An 18485-nucleotide genomic window follows, 5' to 3' on the forward strand; every position below is an offset into this window, starting at 1 on the left:
ATAGGGTGGAGGAAACAGCACCCCACGCGCCGAGGAGACAACTGCCGTGTCGGACCCGATGCGCCCGCCCGCCTCCCCTCACCCGTCCTCAGCGGCGTCGTTGCGCTCCGACCCTCCTCGTCCGCGCGCCTCCCTCCGGACCGCCGTGGTCTGGGACGTCCTGAAGGACGCCCTCGACCGCCGGGTCAAGGTCACCGGCAGGGGGTCCGACGCCGGGCTCGACGTGCTCGACACCGGAGGCGGCAGCGGCAACTTCGCGGTGCCCGTCGCCCGCCTCGGCCACCGCGTCACCGTCGTCGACCCCAGCCCGAACGCCCTCTTCGCACTTGAGCGCCGGGCCGCCGAGGCCGGGGTCGCCGAGCGGGTGCGCGGCGTCCAGGGCGACGTGCTCGGCCTCTTCGACGTCGTCGAGCGCGGCGGCTTCGACGCCGTCCTGTGCCACGGCGTCCTGGAGTACGTGGACGACCCGGCCGAGGGCGTGCGCGTCGCCGTCGACGCGCTGCGTCCCTCCGGCATCCTCAGCCTGCTCGGCGCCGGCCTCGGCGGCGCGGTGCTCGCGCGGGCGCTCGCCGGGCACTTCACCGAGGCCCAGGCGGCGCTCACCGACCCGGCGGGCCGCTGGGGCGAGGGCGACCCGGTGCCCCGGCGCTTCACCGCCGAGCAGCTCACCGGGCTCGTCGAGGCCGCGGGCGTCCGCGTCGACGCGGTGCACGGCGTGCGGGTCTTCGCCGACCTGGTCCCGGGCGTCCTGGTGGACACCGAGCCGGGCGCCCTGGAGGCCCTCCTCAAGCTGGAGGCGGCCGCCGCGGAACTGCCCGCTTTCCACTCCGTGGCCACGCAGCTGCACGTGCTCGGCGAGGCGCGGGGTGCCGAAGAGGCCTGAGGAGCTCCCGCGGCGCCCGGCTGATCAGGGACGCAGCCGCACATGGAGTACGCCACAGGCCCCCGAACGGGCTACGGGCGCCGTATGATCGAGGGACACCGTTCTGCATGACGGTCCGGCCGCTGGGGAATGCACGCTTCAGTGAGCCGGGGCGGCGTGAAGGTCCGGTTTGGCGAAGTTGGCGTAGAGGGGCGGGTTTCACGGGGGCGATTCCCTGCCTATCCTGAAGGGGACCCCCGGTCGCCCCGGCGACTGCACGATGAGGAGGACTCCGTGCCGCTCTCGGAGCACGAGCAGCGCATGCTCGAGCAGATGGAGCGAGCGCTGTACGCCGAAGATCCCAAGTTCGCGACAGCGCTTGAGGGAAGCGGGCTGCGTACGTACACCCGGAAGCGGGTCTACCAAGCGGTCGCGGGCTTCCTGGTGGGTATCGCCCTTCTCATGGCCGGAATGGTCGCCCAGCAGATCTGGATCAGCGTGGTGGGGTTCCTCGTCATGCTGGGCTGCGCGGTGCTCGCCGTCACCGGCTGGCGCAAGGCGCCGAAGCCGGGCGAACAGCCTACGGGCGCGGCCGCCGGACCGGGCGGGGCACCGACCCGCCGACAGGCGAGGCAGCGCCGGTCCGTCATGAACCGCATCGAGGAGCGGTGGCAGCGCCGCCGCGACGAGCAGCAGGGCGGTCAGTGAGCCCAGCGGTTCACGACTGACCGAACAGACATACGCATCCGTGAGGGGTGGCCGCCGGTGGCGGTCACCCCTCACGTGTGTCCGGTGCCCGAAGGCCGGTCGCGGGGTGGTGGAGCGCCGGTGGACCGCGCGGCGCCGGGCCTGTGGCTGTGGCTGTTGGTCATGAAACAGCCGGTGGTCATGAAACAGCCGGTCGGAAGCCGATCAGGCGGGTCGGCCGGGGGTCCCGTCGGCCGAAGCCGTTCAGGACCCCGCCGACCGGCCGGCCCGACCAGCCCGACCGGCTTCCACCCGGCCGGGCCCCAGCCCCCTACCCGGCCCGTCGCGGCAGCCTGCGGGTGAGGGCCGCCCACTGCCGGGCGGTCCGCTCGCGCCGGCGTGCGCCGAGCGCCGCCCAGCGGCCCGAGACCGCCCACACCACCCGCGCGGCCGAACGCGGTGCGAGCAGCACCCGCAGCCGCGTGCCCCGGCCCACCGAGGCGTTCAGGCCGTCCCTGACCCGCTGCACGTCCTCGGTCAGCCCGGTCGCCAGGTGCGGCCGCGGGGCGTAGAGCACCTGTTCGACCGCGGCCGCCAGCCGGTGGACGGCCTCCGCGGGTCCGGCGGTCAGCTGCCCGACGCGGACGATCCGCGCCGCCGCCTTGCGCGGGGTCTGTGACTCGTCCGGCGCAATGCCGTGGTCCCAGGCCGTGTCCGTCACCTCCAGCCAGGCGGCCAGGGTCCGCGCCGCCGCGTCCGCCTCGGTGCGGCCGCGTGTGCCGAGCCGGACCGCCCGCACCCGGGTCCGCCACAGCAGCGGCAACAGCGGCAGCACGACCAGGAACAGCGCGGCCAGGGTGATGCCCACGATGGTGCCGACCGGCGGGCCGTCACCGCCCGAACCGGCCGCGACCTGCGGGGCGGCGCTCTCGCAGCCGCCCTGCTTCCTCATGTCCGGCGGGCAGGTGTCCGACGCGGAGGGCGCCGTGGACGGCTCGGAGGAGGTGGCCGGCTCAGGGGTGTCCGGGTCGCTCGCGCCGTCGGACGGTGTGTCCGGGCGAGCGTAGTCGGGCACCGTGCCGCGGCGCGGCGTCGGCTCGAAGCGGGTCCAGCCCACGCCCTCGAAGTACAGCTCGGGCCAGGCGTGCGCGTCGCGCAGCCCGACCGACATCGAACCGTTCGTCTGCGCGGTCCCCGGAGTGAAGCCCACCGCGACCCGGGCCGGTATCCCCAGCGTCCGGGCCATGGAGGCCATCGCGAAGGAGAAGTGGACGCAGAAGCCCTCCTTCTGCTTCAGGAACCGCTCGATCGCGGAGGGACCGCTGCCCGCGCGGACCTGCGTGTTGTAGGAGAACCCGCCGTCCGAGGCGAAGTAGTCCTGGAGCTTGACCGCCTGCTCGTACGGGTTCGCGGCGCCCTTGGTGACCTGCCGGGCGGTGTCCGCGACCATCCGGGGGAGCGAGTCCGGCACCTTGGTGAACTCGCGCCGCAGGCCGTCCGGCGGGGCCGGGGCGGCCGCGAGCTGCTGGGCCGTGGGCGCCACGACCAGGCTCGTCACCTGGTACCGCGCGCCCCGCGTGGTCTGCCCGCGGTCGCCGACGAGGGAGCGGCCCACCGGCTCGTACCGCCACCGCCCGTCGATCTTCACCTGGCTGGCCGGGAACGGCATGGGCAGCCAGTTCTGCACATAGTTCTCGGCGGCCGTGAGGTTGGTCCGGATCTCGGTCCTGCGGACGTCGGGACTCAGGCCCTGGGGGTCCGGCAGCGGCGTCCGCACGTCCTCGATGCGCCGGACGGTGGTCTTCCACGTCGTGCCGTCGAACTGGTCGAGCGAGACGATCCGCAGATACAGGTCGTCGGTCGTCTCGGAGTTCGTGCGGTACGACAGGACCTCGCGGTCCTCCGGCTGGTTCAGGCTGTCCTGCAGTGCGACCAGCGGGTTCACCGCGGAGATCGTGCCGCCGCCGCCCGAGCCGTCGCCGCCGGGACCGCCGTTGCCGTCCAGGAGGCCGCCGTCCAGGGCGGGCAGTGCCAGCGGCACCACCAGGGCGATGCCGAGGGCGAGCGCTCCGATGCGCCGTCCCGTACGGACCGGGGCGAGGGCCCCGCTGTTGCTCTCCAGGCCCCCGGAGACCCGCCCCGGCGCGCGCGCCGCGCCGCCGAACACCCGGCCCCACTGGGAGAGCCGGTCCCGGCCCTCCGCCAGGAGCAGCAGCAGATAGCCGGCCGCGGCCAGGAGGAACCACAGCCAGTCGGCGGCGCCGCTCCCGGAGAGCCCCGCCGCGACCGAGTACAGGGCCAGCAGCGGCAGTCCGGCCGGGGCCGCCGTGCGGAACGTCACCGCGAGCGCGTCCACCGCCAGGCCGACCAGCAGGACGCCGCCGACCAGCATCAGCCGGATGCCGTCGCTCAGCGGCGCCGGGATCATGTAGCGGCTGACGTCTTGGCCGCCCGCCTCGAGGAGCACGCCGAACCGCTGGAAGACCTCGGGCCCCGGCACGACCCCGGCGAGGGCCTGCTCACGGGCGAACACCAGGGTCAGCAGGAGCAGCGTCACCAGCGCCTGCACCGCCACGGTGAGCGGCCGGGCCAGCGGCACCCGCCGGGCCAGCGCGCCCACCCCGCTCTGCAGCATCAACAGGACCGCGGCCTGCACGAACCACGTCGCCGGCTCGACGAGCGGCATCAGCGCGCTGGACGCCATCAGGGTGGCCGCGGTGGCACACACCGCGAGCCGTGCGCGTCCGCTCATGCCCAACCCCCGGTCGTCGTGCCCGCGGCGGGCGCCGGGCCCGCGCTCGTACGGGCGTGGTCCGCCTGCCGCCACAGATCCTCCAGGCGCGCCCCCGGGGCCACCGCGAGCGCCGTCCAGCCCGCCTCACGGAGCATCCGCACCCGCGCCTGCCCGGACTCGGAGGGGCCGGTGCCCTGCCCCTGCGCCCAGGCCGCGCCGTCCAGCACGAAGGCGACCGCGGCGCCGCTGCGCTGGCGCATCTTGGCGACCACCGCCGCCTGGTCCTCCGCCAGATCGCCGAGGAAGGCGACAAGGAGGCCTTCGTTGCCCCCGCGCAGCACGTCGTAGGCACGGGAGAGGCCGGTGCCGTCCGAGTGGTCGATCACCGCGAGGGTGTCCATCATCAGCCCGGCGGCGTCCGCCGACTCCTGGCTCGCGCCCGCGAAGCCGTCCGAACCCTCGCCCGGCACGGAGGTGCCGGTGTCGGTCAACAGACGCACCGAGAAGCCGCGTTCGAGCATGTGGACCAGGGCGGACGCGGTGCCCGAGACCGCCCACTCGAAGGCCGAGTCCGGCCCCGCGCCGTGGAAGCCCTCGCCCCGGGTGTCCAGGAGCACCGTGCAGCGGGCCCGCTGCGGCTGCTCCTCGCGGCGCACCATCAGCTCGCCGTACCGCGCGGTGGAGCGCCAGTGCACCCGGCGCAGATCGTCGCCGTGCCGGTACCCGCGCGGGATCACGTCGTCCTCGCCGGCCAGCGCCAGCGAGCGGTTGCGCCCGTCGCCGTACCCCTTCGCCTCGCCCGTGAGCCGCACCGGGGGCAGCGCCTCCACGCGCGGGATGACGGTCAGGGTGTCGTACGTCGAGAAGGAGCGGGTCAGTTCGCACATGCCGAACGGGTCCGTCAGGCGCAGCTGGAGGGGCCCCAGCGGATAGCGGCCGCGCAGGTCGGAGCGGACACGGTAGGACACCTCGCGGCGGCCGCCCGCCTCGACCCGGTCGAGCACGAAGCGGGGGCGCGGCCCGAGCACGTAGGGCACCCGGTCCTGGAGCATGAGCAGCCCGGTGGGCAGCCGCGAGATGTTGTCCATCCGCAGGTGGACGCGGGCCTCCGAAGCGGCGGGCACGCGCGCGGGGGAGAGCCTGCGGCTGCCCGCGACCCGGTAGCGGGTGCGGAACAGCACGGTGGCGCACACCAGCGGCAGCACGGCGAGGAGCAGACCGACGCGCAGCAGGTCGCCCTGGCCCAGGACATAGGCGCAGATGGCCGCGGCCACACCGGCCGCGAGAAAGGAACGTCCGCGGGTGGTCAGCCCCGCGAGAGCCGTGCGCAGCCCGCCCTTGTCGTCCTCGACGGGGCTCGCCGGCGGCCCCCCGGCCGCCATCAAAGCCTCCGGGCGCCGGGCGGCTGGTTGAAGTAGGCGCCGGTGCCCGGCTGGTGGGCCGCGGGCACCGGGGTGCGCTGCAGGATCTCCAGGACGACGGACTCGGCCGTACGACGGTTCAACTGGGCCTGCGCGGTGGGCAGCAGGCGGTGCGCGAGGACCGCGACGGCCAGGGCCTGCACATCGTCCGGCAGGGCGTACTCCCGGCCGCTGAGCGCCGCGGAGGCCTTGGCGGCGCGCAGCAGGTGCAGGGTCGCGCGCGGGGAGGCACCGAGTCTGAGGTCGGGGTGGTTGCGGGTCGCGGAGACCAGGTCCACCGCGTACCTGCGGACGGGGTCGGCCACGTGGACCGTGCGCACGGCGTCGATGAGCTTCACGATCTCATGGGCGTGCGCCACCGGCTGGAGGTCGTCCAGGGGGGAGACGCCGCCGTGGATGTCGAGCATCTGCAGCTCGGCCTCCGGGCCCGGATAGCCGATCGAGACCCGCGCCATGAAGCGGTCGCGCTGTGCCTCGGGCAGCGGATAGGTCCCCTCCATCTCGACCGGGTTCTGGGTGGCCACCACCATGAAGGGACTGGGCAGTTCGTAGGTCTGACCGTCGATGGTGACCTGGCGCTCCTCCATGGACTCCAGGAGCGCGGACTGCGTCTTCGGCGACGCGCGGTTGATCTCGTCGCCGATCACGATCTGCGCGAAGATCGCCCCTGGCTTGAACTCGAAGTCCCTGCGCTGCTGGTCGAAGATGGACACCCCGGTGATGTCCGACGGCAGCAGATCCGGGGTGAACTGGATCCGTCGCACGGAGCAGTCGATGGACCGCGCGAGCGCCTTGGCGAGCATGGTCTTGCCCACCCCCGGCACGTCCTCGATGAGCAGGTGCCCCTCCGCCAGGAGCACGGTCAGCGAAAGCCGTACGACCTCTGGCTTGCCCTCGATCACACCCTCCACCGACCTGCGCACACGCTCCGCAGTGGCGGTCAGATCTGTGAGGCTCGCTCGATCGTCATAGGTCGTCACCCGGCCCTCCTCGGCCCTTCCCCACGCTCCTGAGGAGCAGGGAATACGCATTTCCGGGCCGCCACGACAGCGCGCGACCCGGTACACCCCGAATTCACGGACATCACGCGTGAAGGCTTCTGCGGGATGTCACCCCCGCATTGTTGTTGGGCATACCGGGTCGTGTCACTTGCCTGTGGATAACTGGCGCCGATTTGTCGGGTCTTACGCCTTTATGTCAGTCACGCAGGGTCGATCTCCCGCAGCAGGCCCGAGGTCACGTCGAACACGAATCCGCGGACGTCGTCGGTGTGCAGCAGGAACGGCGAGGTCCGCACGCGCGCCATGGACTGCCGCACGTCCTGCTCGACGTCGGAGAACGACTCCACCGCCCAGGACGGGCGCTGGCCGATCTCCAGCTCCAGCTCGTGCCGGAAGTCCTCGGTGAGCGACTCCAGGCCGCAGTTGGTGTGGTGGATCAGGACGACGCTGCGGGTACCGAGCGCCCGCTGGCTGATGGTCAGGGAGCGGATCACGTCGTCGGTGACCACGCCGCCGGCGTTGCGGATGGTGTGACAGTCGCCCAGTTCGAGGCCGAGCGCGCGGTGCAGGTCGATGCGGGCGTCCATGCAGGCGACGACGGCGACCTGGAGGACGGGGGCGGCGCCCATCCCCGGGTCGGTGAACTGCGCGGCGTACTTTTCGTTCGCCTCGACGAGGCGGTCGGTCACCGTGCCGAGGGCTATGTCGCCGGTGGGCTCGGCGGGCGTGGGATCCGAGGAGGCTGCGGAAGTCGACATAGTCATGACGTTAATGGCCGCTCATGACCCGGGCCCGCTGTGAGAAGGGACAAAGAACGCCAAAAACTCTTGTTGTGAGCTAACCCACAGGGGCGGCTGACCTGCGGCCGAACGGGTGAAACCACCGGATGCGCACCCCCGTCGACGACCGGTCCGCGACGCGCAGGCCGGTTGATTGACCGCGCGACACCGTGGACTAAAGTGACGCGAAGCGGGAGACGTGACCTGCTCCCCGCTGGACCGCACATCCCGGGGGTTCCCTGAATCCCCCCACGTGCGCGGCGCGTACGTACGGCTCGGCCTCCTCCCGCTCCCGGTCGGCTGACGCCACTTCCCCGGCGCCAGCAGTCCATTCCCCTTCACGGAGCGGGTGGGGACCCGGCGGTGCGTGCGCACCCGCGCCGGACCTGAGAGGGCCCCTTGAGCGACAACAGCCGACACGTCCCGGTGATGCTCCAGCGGTGCCTGGACATGTTGGCCCCCGCGCTCGCCGAGCCGGGCGCCGTCGTCGTCGACTGCACCCTGGGACTCGGCGGGCACAGCGAGGCCCTCCTCGCCACCTTCCCCTCCGCCCGCCTCGTCGCCCTGGACCGCGACAAGGAGGCGCTGCGCCTGTCCGGCGAGCGCCTCGCCCCCTACGGCGACCGCGCCACCCTGGTGCACGCGGTCTACGACGAACTCCCCGAGGTCCTGGAGCGCCTGGACATCCGGCGCGTGCAGGGCGTCCTCTTCGACCTCGGCGTCTCCTCCATGCAACTCGACGAGGCGGACCGGGGATTCGCGTACGCCCAGGACGCGCCCCTGGACATGCGCATGGACCAGACGACCGGCATCAGCGCGGCCGAGGTCCTCAACACCTACGCGCCCGGCGAACTGGTCCGCATCCTGCGCGCGTACGGCGAGGAGAAGCAGGCCAAGCGCATCGTCGGCGCCGTCGTACGCGAGCGCGAGAAGGAGCCCTTCAGCAACAGCGCGCGGCTCGTCGACCTCATCCGCGACGCGCTGCCGCAGGCCGCCAAGCGTACCGGCGGCAACCCCGCCAAGCGCACCTTCCAGGCCCTGCGCATCGAGGTCAACGGCGAGCTGAGCGTCCTGGAGCGGGCGGTCCCCGCGGCCGTGGCGGCGCTCGCCGTCGGCGGCCGGATCGCCGTCCTGTCGTACCAGTCCCTGGAGGACCGGCTGGTCAAGCAGGTCCTGGCAGCCGGCGCCGCGACGACCGCGCCGCCCGGCCTTCCGGTCGTACCCGAGCGCTACCAGCCGCGGCTGAAGCTCCTGACGCGCGGCGCGGAACTCCCCACGGAGGAGGAGATCGCCGAGAACCGCAGGGCGGCCCCGGCGCGGCTGCGGGGCGCGGAACGCATCCGTGAGGACGTCGGGTGAGGCCGAGGGCCTGTCCGGCGGACAGGCCGTGGCCCCCGCCGGCCCCCGGGCACCACCCGCCGAGCAGAACCCGCTGAGCAGAGTCCGCGAGGAGGCTCCATGAGCAAGAAGCCCGAGTTGCGGGGGAGGGCCGCCCGCCTCGCGCGGCTGCTGCCGCAGGGGCCCAACCAGGCCGCGCGCACCCCCTTCGTCCTCCTCGTCGTGCTGCTCCTGGGCAGCGGCCTCATCACGCTGCTCATCCTGAACTCCGCGCTCAACGAGGGCTCGTTCCGCCTGAGCGAGCTGAAGAAGCAGACCAAGGACCTGACCGAGGAGGAGCAGGAGCTCCAGCGCGACGTGGACGGCTACGCCGCCCCCGAGGCCCTGCAGCGCCGCGCCCGCGAGCTCGGCATGGTCCCCGGCGGCGACCCGGTCTTCCTCGACCCCGACGGCACCGTCCGGGGCGTGCCCGGTGCCGCCACGGCCAAGCCCTCCTCGTTCGGCTACCCCGCGCCGCGCCCACAGGAGGTGGCGTCCCCGGCGGCCACCGTCTCGGTCCCGGCCGCGCCCCCCGGCGCACCGCGGGGCCCCGGCCCCGTGCCGGACCCGCCCGCCCCGGCGTCCGGCACGCAGCCGCCCGCCCAGCCCACCGCGCCGGCGCCCGACCCCGCAGGTCAGGCGCCCTCCGCCCCCGCGCCCCCGCCCGCCCCCACGACGACCTCCGGCAGGTGACGCACGTGTCCGACAGGGAACCCCCGCGACGCCGGGTGCCCAGGCCCGCGAAGCCCGCCCCCTCCGCCCGCTCCGGCGCCCCGCGCCGCCCGACGCCGGGCGGCCGCCCCGCGCAGCGCCGGCCCGCCGGCAAGGGCAGGGCGCGCACCATCCGCCTCGGCAGCCCCCGGCCCCGGCTGCGCATGGTCAGCCTCGGTCTGACGCTGGTGATGCTGGCGTTCGTCGTACGACTGCTCCAGGTGCAGGCCGTCGACGCCAGCGCCTACGCGGCCAAGGCCGAGAAGAACCGCTACTTCACGCACACCCTGGCCGCCGAGCGCGGCCGCATCACCGACCGCGGCGGCGTCGAACTGGCCGCCAGCGTGGACGCGTACGACATCACCGCCGACCCCACGCTCTTCACGCCCAAGGAGATGAAGACCCAGGACGCGCCCGAGCAGGCGGCCGCGCTGCTGGCCCCGATCCTCGGCAGGTCCGTCGACGAGCTGACGAAGAAGCTCAAGACCCCGGACACCCGTTACGTCCTGCTGGCCCGCCGCCAGACCCCCCAGGTGTGGAAGCAGATCAAGGACCTGCGCGGCGCGCTCGCCGAACGGGCGGGCACCGACCCGGACTCCCCGAACGTGCTGGCCGGCGTCCTCGCCGATCCGAGCAGCAAGCGGGTGTACCCCAACGACGAGCTGGCCGCCGGGATACTGGGCTGGGTCAACGCCGACGGCAAGGGCGCGGGCGGCCTGGAGCAGCAGCTCGACAAGCAGCTCGCGGGCGAGGACGGCAAGATCAAGTACGCCCAGTCCGGCGGCCGCCAGGTGCCGACCGCGGGCTCCACGGAGACGCCCGCCGTGCCCGGCTCGGACGTCGAGCTCACCATCGACCGCGACATCCAGTGGGCCGCGCAGAACGCCATCACCGAGCAGGTCAGGAAGTCCAAGGCCGACCGCGGGTACGTGATAGTGCAGGACACCAGGACCGGCGAGGTCCTCGCGATGGCCAACGCCCCGGGCTTCGACCCGAACGACCTCTCCGAGGCCAACGGCGCCGCGCTCGGCAACGCCTCCCTCCAGGACGCCTTCGAGCCCGGCTCCACGGCGAAGGTCATGTCGATGGCCGCCGTCCTGGAGGAGGACGCCGCCACCCCCGGCACCCATGTGACGGTGCCCAACCGGCTGCACCGCGGTGACCGCCTCTTCCAGGACGACATCGACCACCCGACCTGGCAGCTGACGCTCAACGGCGTGCTCGCCAAGTCCTCGAACATCGGCACGATCCTCGCCACCGGCGAACTGGGCAAGACGCAGCAGGAGGCCAACCAGGTCCTCCACTCGTATCTGCGCAAGTTCGGCATCGGCAGGGAGACCGGGCTCGGCTTCCCCGGCGAGACCTCCGGCATCTTCGCGCCCGCCCGGAAGTGGTCCACCTCGCAGCAGTTCACCATCCCGTTCGGCCAGGGCTTCTCGATCAACGCCATGCAGGCGGCCTCGGTCTACTCGACCATCGCCAACGGCGGCGTACGCGTCGAACCCACCCTGGTGCGGGGCACGAAGGGCCCCGACGGCCGCTTCACGCCCGCGCCCCGGCCGAAGAAGACCCGGGTGGTGAGCGACAAGACCGCCAAGAGCGTGTCGCAGATGCTCGAGTCCGTCGTCGACGACGAAGAGGGCACCGGCACCAAGGCCCGCATCCCCGGCTACCGCGTCGCGGGCAAGACCGGTACGGCCAACCGGGTCGATCCGGTGACCGGCCGCTACAAGGGCTACACCTCGTCCTTCGCCGGCTTCGCGCCCGCCGACAAGCCGCGCGTCACGGTCTACTGCGCGATCCAGAACGCCACCAAGGGCAGCTACTTCGGCGGCCAGATCTGCGGCCCCATTTACAAGGAAGTCATGGAGTTCGCCCTCAAGACGCTCCAAGTCCCGCCCACCGGAGGAGCCCCGGCCCGCCTTCCCGTCACCTTCTAGCCCTGAGACCCACCAGGAACCGCCCGTGACAACGATCACCCCGGACCCGGGGAACCACCGCGCGCCACGCCCCTCACTTCGCCCCACGGGGGGTGCGCCCGGTACGCTCACCGCCGTGCCACACGCTGATCAGTCCCAAACCACCCAGAAGGGCGCTCCCGTGACATATCCGGGACCGCCGCGGCCCGTCCAGGTCTCACCGGCCGCACTGACGGAGCTCGCAGCGCAGCTGGGCGTCGCCGAACCGGGAACCCCGCACGGCCCGGCCACCGCCGGCAGCACGGAGATCACCGGCATCACGCACGACTCCCGCGCGGTGCGCCCCGGCGACATCTACGCGGCGCTGCCCGGCGCCCGGATGCACGGCGCCGACTTCGTCGCGCAGGCCGCCGACCTCGGTGCCGCGGCCATCCTCACCGACCCGAACGGCGCCGAACGCGCGGCCGCGACCGGCCTGCCGGTCCTCGTCGTCGACAGCCCGCGCGCCCACATGGGCGAACTGGCCGCGACGGTCTACGGCCACCCCGGCCGGGACCTGCTGCAGATCGGCATCACCGGCACCTCCGGCAAGACGACCACCGCGTACCTGATCGAGGGCGGCCTCAAGGGCGTCCGTTCGACCGGGCTGATCGGCACGGTCGAGATGCGCATCGGCGACGAGCGCATCAAGTCGGAGCGGACGACCCCCGAAGCCACCGATCTCCAGGCGCTGTTCGCGGTGATGCGCGAGCGCGGCGTCGAGGCGGTCGCCATGGAGGTCTCCAGCCATGCCCTCGTGCTCGGGCGGGTGGACGGCTGCGTCTTCGACGTCGCCGTCTTCAACAACCTCAGCCCGGAGCACATGGAGTTCCACTCCGGCATGGAGGACTACTTCCAGGCCAAGGCGCAGCTCTTCAGCAAGCGCCGCTCGCGCGTCGGGGTGGTCAACTTCGACGACGAGTACGGGCGTCGGCTCATCACCGAGTCGGAGGTCCCCGTCACCACCTTCTCGGCCGAGGGCCACCCGGACGCCGACTGGCGCGCCGAGGACGTCGAGGTCGGGCCGCTCGACTCGACGTTCGTCGCGGTCGGCCCGAAGGGCGAGCGGGTCACCGCCAAGTCGCCGCTCGCGGGCCCGTTCAACGTCGCCAACACGCTCGCCGCGATCGTCTCGCTGGCCGTCGCGGGGATCGACCCGCAGCAGGCCGCCGACGGCGTCGCCGCGGTGCCGGGCGTCCCCGGCCGCCTGGAGCGCATCGACGCCGGCCAGCCCTACCTCGCCGTCGTCGACTACGCGCACAAGACGGACGCCGTCGAATCGGTGCTGCGCGCGCTGCGCAAGGTCACCGAGGGCAAGCTGCACATCGTGCTCGGCTGCGGCGGCGACCGCGACAAGACCAAGCGGATGCCGATGGGCGCGGCCGCGGCCCGCCTCGCCGACACCGCCGTACTGACCTCCGACAACCCCCGTGGCGAGGACCCCCTCGCGATCCTCGCCACGATGCTCGCCGGCGCCGCCGACGTGCCGGCCCACGAGCGCGGCGACGTCGCCGTGTTCGAGGACCGGGCCGCCGCCATCCGCGCGGCCGTCCGCCGCGCGGAGCCGGGCGACACCGTCCTCGTCGCCGGCAAGGGCCACGAGCAGGGACAGGACATCGCCGGGGTGGTGCGTCCCTTCGACGACCGCCAGGTGCTTCGCGAAGCTATCCAGCAAACCCAGGGATGAAGTTGTGATCGCCCTCTCCCTCGCCGAGATCGCAGACGTCGTCGGCGGGCAGACGTACGACATACCGGATCCGGCCGTCCAGGTCACCGGACCCGTCGTCCGGGACTCCCGTGAGGTGGCGCCCGGCAGCCTCTTCGTCGCCTTCGTCGGCGAGCGCGTCGACGGCCACGACTACGCGGCCGACGTGGTCGCCGCGGGCGCCGTGGCCGTGCTCGCCGCACGGCCCGTCGGCGTGCCCGCGATCGTCGTCGACGACGTCCAGGCGGCGATCGGCGCCCTCGCACGCCACGTCGTGCGGCGGCTCGGCGCCACCCTCGTCGCGCTGACCGGCTCCGTCGGCAAGACCAGCTCCAAGGACCTGCTCGCGCAGGTGCTGCGGCGCAAGGCGCCCACGGTCTTCACGCCGGGCTCGCTCAACAACGAGATCGGCCTGCCGCTGACCGCGCTCAGCGCCACGGACGAGACGCGGTTCCTCGTCCTGGAGATGGGAGCGCGCGGAATCGGCCACATCCGTTACCTCACCGAGCTGACGCCGCCGAAGATCGGCCTCGTCCTGAACGTCGGCACCGCCCACATCGGCGAGTTCGGCGGCCGCGAGCAGATCGCGATCGCGAAGGGCGAGCTCGTCGAGTCGCTGCCCGCGGACGGCGCCGCCGTGCTCAACGCCGACGACCCCCTCGTCCGCGCGATGGCGTCGCGCACGAAGGCCCGCGTGCTCCTCTTCGGAGAGGCCGACGACGCCGACGTACGCGCGGAGAATGTCCGGCTCACAGAGAACGGACAGCCTGCTTTTACGCTGCACACACCCTCCGGGTGCAGCGACGTGACCTTGCGGCTGTACGGTGAGCACCACGTGTCGAACGCGCTTGCCGCGGCCGCCGTCGCCCATGAGCTGGGCATGTCCGTGGACGAGATCGCCCTCGCGCTCTCCGAGGCGGGCACGCTGTCCCGCTGGCGGATGGAGGTCACCGAGCGCCCGGACGGCGTGATGGTCGTCAACGACGCCTACAACGCGAACCCCGAGTCCATGCGAGCCGCCCTGCGCGCGCTCGTGGCCATGGGCAAGGGGCGCCGTACGTGGGCGGTGCTCGGTCAGATGGCCGAGCTCGGGGACGAGGGTCTCGCCGAACACGACGCGGTCGGACGCCTGGCCGTCCGGCTCAACGTGAGCAAGCTCGTGGCAGTCGGGGGCAGGGAAGCGTCCTGGCTCCAACTGGGCGCATACAACGAGGGTTCGTGGGGTGAGGAGTCGGTGCACGTGTCCGACGCACAGGCGGCGATCGACCTGCTGCGCAGCGAGCTGCGCCCGGGAGACGTCGTGCTGGTGAAGGCGTCCAGGTCGGTCGGTCTCGAGAAGGTCGCCACGGCGCTGCTCGACGACGCCGCGGTGTCTTCTGAGGGGCAGGTCTCCGGCCGATGAGGCAGATCCTCTTCGCGGGCGTGATCGGGCTCTTCCTGACCCTGGTCGGCACCCCGCTGCTGATCAAGCTCCTGGCCCGCAAGGGCTATGGCCAGTTCATCCGGGACGACGGGCCGCGCGAGCACCACAGCAAGCGCGGTACGCCGACCATGGGTGGTATCGCCTTCATCCTGGCCACGCTCATCGCGTACTTCCTCACGAAGATCATCACCGGCACGGAGACCACACTCTCCGGCCTCCTGGTGCTCTTCCTGATGGCGGGCATGGGCCTCGTCGGCTTCCTCGACGACTACATCAAGATCGTCAAGCAGCGTTCGCTCGGTCTGCGCGCCAAGGCGAAGATGGCGGGCCAGCTGATCGTGGGCATCGGCTTCGCCGTGCTCGCGCTGAACTGGCCGGACAACCGCAACCAGACCCCGGCCTCCACCAAGCTGTCGTTCGTCACGGACTTCGGCTGGTCGATCGGCCCGGTCCTGTTCGTGGTCTGGGCGCTGTTCATGATCCTCGCGATGTCGAACGGCGTGAACCTCACCGACGGCCTGGACGGCCTCGCCACCGGCGCCTCGGTGATGGTCTTCGGCGCCTACACCTTCATCGGTGTCTGGCAGTACCAGGAGTCGTGCGCCAACGCCACGACGCTGACCAACCCGCAGGCCTGCTTCGAGGTCAGGGACCCGCTCGACCTGGCGGTCGTGGCCTCCGCGCTGATGGGCGCCTGCTTCGGCTTCCTGTGGTGGAACACCTCGCCCGCCAAGATCTTCATGGGGGACACCGGCTCGCTGGCCCTCGGCGGCGCGCTCGCCGGCCTCGCGATCTGCTCGCGCACCGAGCTGCTCCTCGCGCTGCTCGGCGGCCTCTTCGTGATGATCACCATGTCGGTCGTCATCCAGGTCGGCTCGTTCAAGCTGACCGGTAAGCGCGTCTTCCGGATGGCGCCACTGCAGCACCACTTCGAACTCAAGGGGTGGTCCGAGGTCCTTGTCGTGGTCCGCTTCTGGATCATCCAGGGCATGTGCGTGATCGTCGGCCTCGGTCTCTTCTACGCGGGATGGGCAGCCGAAAAGTGACCACTGCGTCCGACTGGCAGGGCAAGCACGTCACCGTCGCCGGCCTCGGCGTGAGCGGCATCAGCGCCGCCCGCGCCCTGGCCGGCCTCGGCGCGTCGGTCACCGTCGTCGACGGCGGCGCGGGAGCGGCCCACGAGGAGCGCGCCGCCGCGCTGCGGGCCGACGGCGTCACCGTACGGCTGGGCGACGCCGAGACGCTGCCCGACGGCACCGACCTGGTGGTCACCTCGCCGGGCTGGAAGCCGTCCTCGCCGCTCTTCGCGGCGGCCGCCGAAGCGGGCGTGGACGTCATCGGCGACGTCGAGGTCGCCTGGCGGCTGCGCGGCCCCGGCGCGGCGCCCTGGCTCGCCGTCACGGGCACCAACGGCAAGACCACGACGACGCGGATGCTCGCCTCGATCCTGAGCGCCGGCGGTCTGCGCACGGCCGCGGTCGGCAACATCGGCACCCCGATCGTGGATGTGATCCTGGAGGGCGACGACGCGTACGACGTGCTCGCCGTCGAGCTCTCCTCGTACCAGCTGCACTGGGCGCCGTCGCTGCGCGCCCACTCCGCGACCGTCCTCAACCTCGCGCCCGACCACCTCGACTGGCACGGCTCCATGGAGGCGTACGCCGCCGACAAGGGCCGCGTCTACGAGGGCAACCAGGTCGCCTGCGTCTACAACGTCGCCGACAAGGCCACCGAGGACCTGGTCCGCGAGGCCGACGTCGAAGAGGGCTGCCGCGCCATCGGTTTCACGCTGAACGCGCCCGCGCCCTCGCAACTGGGCGTCGTGGACGGCATCCTGGTCGACCGTGCCTTCGTGCCGGACCGCCAGAAGCAGGCCCAGGAGCTCGCCGAGATCTCCGACGTCCAGCCGCCCGCGCCGCACAACATCGCCAACGCGCTGGCCGCCGCGGGCCTCGCGCGCGCCTTCGGCGTCGAGCCCGGCGCGGTCCGCGACGGGCTGCGCGCCTTCCGCCCGGACGCCCACCGCATCGAGCACGTCGCCGACGTCGCGGGCGTCGCCTACGTCGACGACTCCAAGGCCACCAACACCCACGCCGCACAGGCCTCGTTGGCGGCGTACGACCCGATCGTCTGGATCGCGGGAGGCCTCGCCAAGGGAGCCACCTTCGACGAGCTCGTCGGCGCCGCGGCCCAGCGGCTGCGCGGCGTCGTCCTCATCGGCGCCGACCGCGCGCTGATCCGTGAAGCCCTCGCGCGACACGCCCCCGAGGTCCCGGTCGTCGACCTCGACCGGACCGACACTGGGGCGATGTCCGAGGCGGTACGGCGGGCGGCGGAGCTGGCCCGGCCGGGGGACACCGTCCTGATGGCCCCGGCCTGTGCGTCGATGGACATGTTCACCAACTACAACAAGCGTGGTGAAGCGTTCGCGGACGCCGTCCGCGAACTCGGCGCCACGCGCGCCTGACCGGGCCGACCGCCCGGCGGGGCGCCGGGCACACCCTTGGGAGGGGAACGTGGCCAGGTCTTCCGTGCGGGTCGCCAAACGACCGGCTCCGGTACGCGCCAGAGGTGCCTCCCACCCTCCGGGCGAGAGCGGGCCCAGGCGGCTCTTCACCCGGCTCAGGCGGGCCTGGGACCGGCCGCTCACCGCGTACTACCTGATTTTCGGCAGCAGTCTGCTCATCACCGTGCTCGGCCTGGTGATGGTCTACTCGGCGTCGATGATCCAGGCGCTGCAGCTGAACCTGCCCGCCTCGTACTTCTTCCGCAAGCAGTTCGTGGCGGCGGTGCTCGGCACGGGCCTGCTGCTCGTCGCCATGCGGATGCCCATCAAGCTGCACCGCGCGCTCGCCTACCCGATCCTCGCGGTGACCGTCTTCCTGATGGTCCTCGTCCAGATCCCGGGGATAGGGCGCAGCGTCAACGGCAACCAGAACTGGATCTATCTGGGCGGCCCGTTCCAGCTCCAGCCGAGCGAGTTCGGCAAGCTCGCCCTCGTGCTGTGGGGCGCCGACCTGCTCGCCCGTAAACACGACAAGCGGCTGCTGACCCAGTGGAAGCACATGCTGGTGCCGCTCGTCCCGGTCGCCTTCATGCTGCTCGGACTCATCATGCTCGGCGGCGACATGGGCACCGCGATCATTCTCACGGCGATCCTCTTCGGACTGCTCTGGCTCGCGGGCGCACCCACCCGGCTCTTCGCCGGCGTGCTCAGCATCGCGGCCCTGCTCGGTGTGATTCTCATCAAGACCAGCCCCAACCGCATGGCCAGGCTCGCCTGCATCGGCGCGACCGATCCGGGCCCCGGCGACCAGTGCTGGCAGGCCGTGCACGGCATCTACGCCCTCGCCTCCGGCGGATTCTTCGGTTCCGGACTCGGCGCGAGTGTGGAAAAATGGGGTCAACTGCCTGAACCGCACACCGACTTCATCTTCGCCATCACAGGGGAGGAACTCGGTCTGGCGGGGACACTGTCGGTGCTCGCCCTGTTCGCGGCTCTAGGCTATGCGGGTATCCGCGTGGCCGGACGCACGGAGGACCCCTTCGTGAGGTATGCCGCGGGAGGCGTGACCACCTGGATCACGGCGCAGGCCGTGATCAACGTCGGTGCGGTGCTCGGTCTGCTGCCGATCGCCGGTGTCCCGCTCCCGCTGTTCTCCTACGGGGGTTCGGCCCTGCTGCCGACCATGTTCGCCATCGGACTCCTCATCGCCTTCGCGCGATCGGACCCGGCGGCGAAGGCGGCCCTGGCCATGCGGCAACCTCGGGTGAGATGGAACACGATGAGACGGCGCGTCACGGCGCGTTCGTCCGGAGAGCGGTGA

Annotated in this window: 14 protein-coding genes; 10 read left to right on the forward strand and 4 right to left on the reverse strand. The window is 72.4% G+C overall.

Features of this window, described 5'->3' with window-relative positions; genetic code table 11:
* Nucleotides 1–46: 46 nt before the first annotated feature.
* Together ACZ6B8_RS29315 and ACZ6B8_RS29320 are read left to right on the forward strand one after the other, a co-directional pair.
* Nucleotides 47–883: a class I SAM-dependent methyltransferase gene (locus tag ACZ6B8_RS29315; RefSeq protein ID WP_471609199.1), complete on the forward strand. Its 837-nt coding sequence runs from the start codon at nt 47–49 to the stop codon at nt 881–883.
* A gap of 273 nt (nt 884–1156) precedes the next feature.
* Nucleotides 1157–1570 carry a DUF3040 domain-containing protein gene (locus ACZ6B8_RS29320; protein ID WP_471609200.1) on the forward strand — a complete coding sequence of 138 codons (414 nt, stop codon included), beginning with the start codon at nt 1157–1159 and terminating at the stop codon, nt 1568–1570.
* A gap of 310 nt (nt 1571–1880) precedes the next feature.
* On the opposite strand, the gene ACZ6B8_RS29325 is transcribed toward ACZ6B8_RS29320, so the two are convergent.
* The 4 genes from ACZ6B8_RS29325 to ACZ6B8_RS29340 form a co-directional block, all read right to left on the reverse strand.
* A complete protein-coding gene (locus ACZ6B8_RS29325) occupies nt 1881–4301 on the reverse strand; it encodes a transglutaminase TgpA family protein (RefSeq protein ID WP_471075408.1) in 2421 nt (806 codons plus the stop codon).
* Nucleotides 4298–5665, reverse strand: a complete 1368-nt coding sequence (locus ACZ6B8_RS29330) for a DUF58 domain-containing protein (protein WP_471075411.1) — start codon at nt 5663–5665, stop codon at nt 4298–4300. Before ACZ6B8_RS29330 ends, ACZ6B8_RS29325 begins: the two co-directional genes overlap by 4 nt.
* Nucleotides 5665–6684 (reverse strand): AAA family ATPase, encoded by a 1020-nt coding sequence (locus tag ACZ6B8_RS29335; RefSeq protein WP_471609201.1) that lies wholly within the window; start codon nt 6682–6684, stop codon nt 5665–5667. Before ACZ6B8_RS29335 ends, ACZ6B8_RS29330 begins: the two co-directional genes overlap by 1 nt.
* A gap of 221 nt (nt 6685–6905) precedes the next feature.
* Nucleotides 6906–7469, reverse strand: a complete 564-nt coding sequence (locus tag ACZ6B8_RS29340) for a beta-class carbonic anhydrase (RefSeq protein ID WP_471609202.1) — start codon at nt 7467–7469, stop codon at nt 6906–6908.
* Nucleotides 7470–7883: 414 nt separating this feature from the next.
* On the opposite strand from ACZ6B8_RS29340, the gene rsmH reads away from it, so the two are divergent.
* The 8 genes from rsmH (at nt 7884) to ftsW (ending at nt 18485) form a co-directional block, all read left to right on the forward strand.
* Nucleotides 7884–8843 carry a 16S rRNA (cytosine(1402)-N(4))-methyltransferase RsmH gene (rsmH, locus tag ACZ6B8_RS29345; RefSeq protein ID WP_471075421.1) on the forward strand — a complete coding sequence of 320 codons (960 nt, stop codon included), beginning with the start codon at nt 7884–7886 and terminating at the stop codon, nt 8841–8843.
* Between the two features lie 99 nt (nt 8844–8942).
* Complete coding sequence (gene ftsL, locus ACZ6B8_RS29350) at nt 8943–9554, forward strand: cell division protein FtsL (protein WP_471075424.1); 612 nt, start codon at nt 8943–8945, stop codon at nt 9552–9554.
* A gap of 5 nt (nt 9555–9559) precedes the next feature.
* Nucleotides 9560–11512: a peptidoglycan D,D-transpeptidase FtsI family protein gene (locus tag ACZ6B8_RS29355; RefSeq protein WP_471609203.1), complete on the forward strand. Its 1953-nt coding sequence runs from the start codon at nt 9560–9562 to the stop codon at nt 11510–11512.
* A gap of 25 nt (nt 11513–11537) precedes the next feature.
* Nucleotides 11538–13217, forward strand: coding sequence for a UDP-N-acetylmuramoyl-L-alanyl-D-glutamate--2,6-diaminopimelate ligase (locus tag ACZ6B8_RS29360; RefSeq protein WP_471609204.1), 1680 nt, complete (start codon nt 11538–11540; stop codon nt 13215–13217).
* 4 nt (nt 13218–13221) lie between these two features.
* Nucleotides 13222–14637 (forward strand): UDP-N-acetylmuramoyl-tripeptide--D-alanyl-D-alanine ligase, encoded by a 1416-nt coding sequence (locus ACZ6B8_RS29365; RefSeq protein ID WP_471075434.1) that lies wholly within the window; start codon nt 13222–13224, stop codon nt 14635–14637.
* On the forward strand, nt 14634–15704 hold the full coding sequence (gene mraY, locus ACZ6B8_RS29370; RefSeq protein WP_030783859.1) for a phospho-N-acetylmuramoyl-pentapeptide-transferase: 1071 nt from the start codon (nt 14634–14636) through the stop codon (nt 15702–15704). Before ACZ6B8_RS29365 ends, mraY begins: the two co-directional genes overlap by 4 nt.
* The gene (gene murD / locus ACZ6B8_RS29375; RefSeq protein WP_471609205.1) at nt 15686–17125 is read left to right on the forward strand and encodes a UDP-N-acetylmuramoyl-L-alanine--D-glutamate ligase; all 1440 of its coding nucleotides are present in this window, start codon (nt 15686–15688) and stop codon (nt 17123–17125) included. The genes mraY and murD overlap by 19 nt, the downstream gene beginning before the upstream one ends.
* Before the next feature lie 49 nt (nt 17126–17174).
* Nucleotides 17175–18485 carry a putative lipid II flippase FtsW gene (gene ftsW / locus ACZ6B8_RS29380; RefSeq protein ID WP_471075439.1) on the forward strand — a complete coding sequence of 437 codons (1311 nt, stop codon included), beginning with the start codon at nt 17175–17177 and terminating at the stop codon, nt 18483–18485.

It is taken from the genome of Streptomyces sp. NPDC041122 (assembly GCF_055592445.1).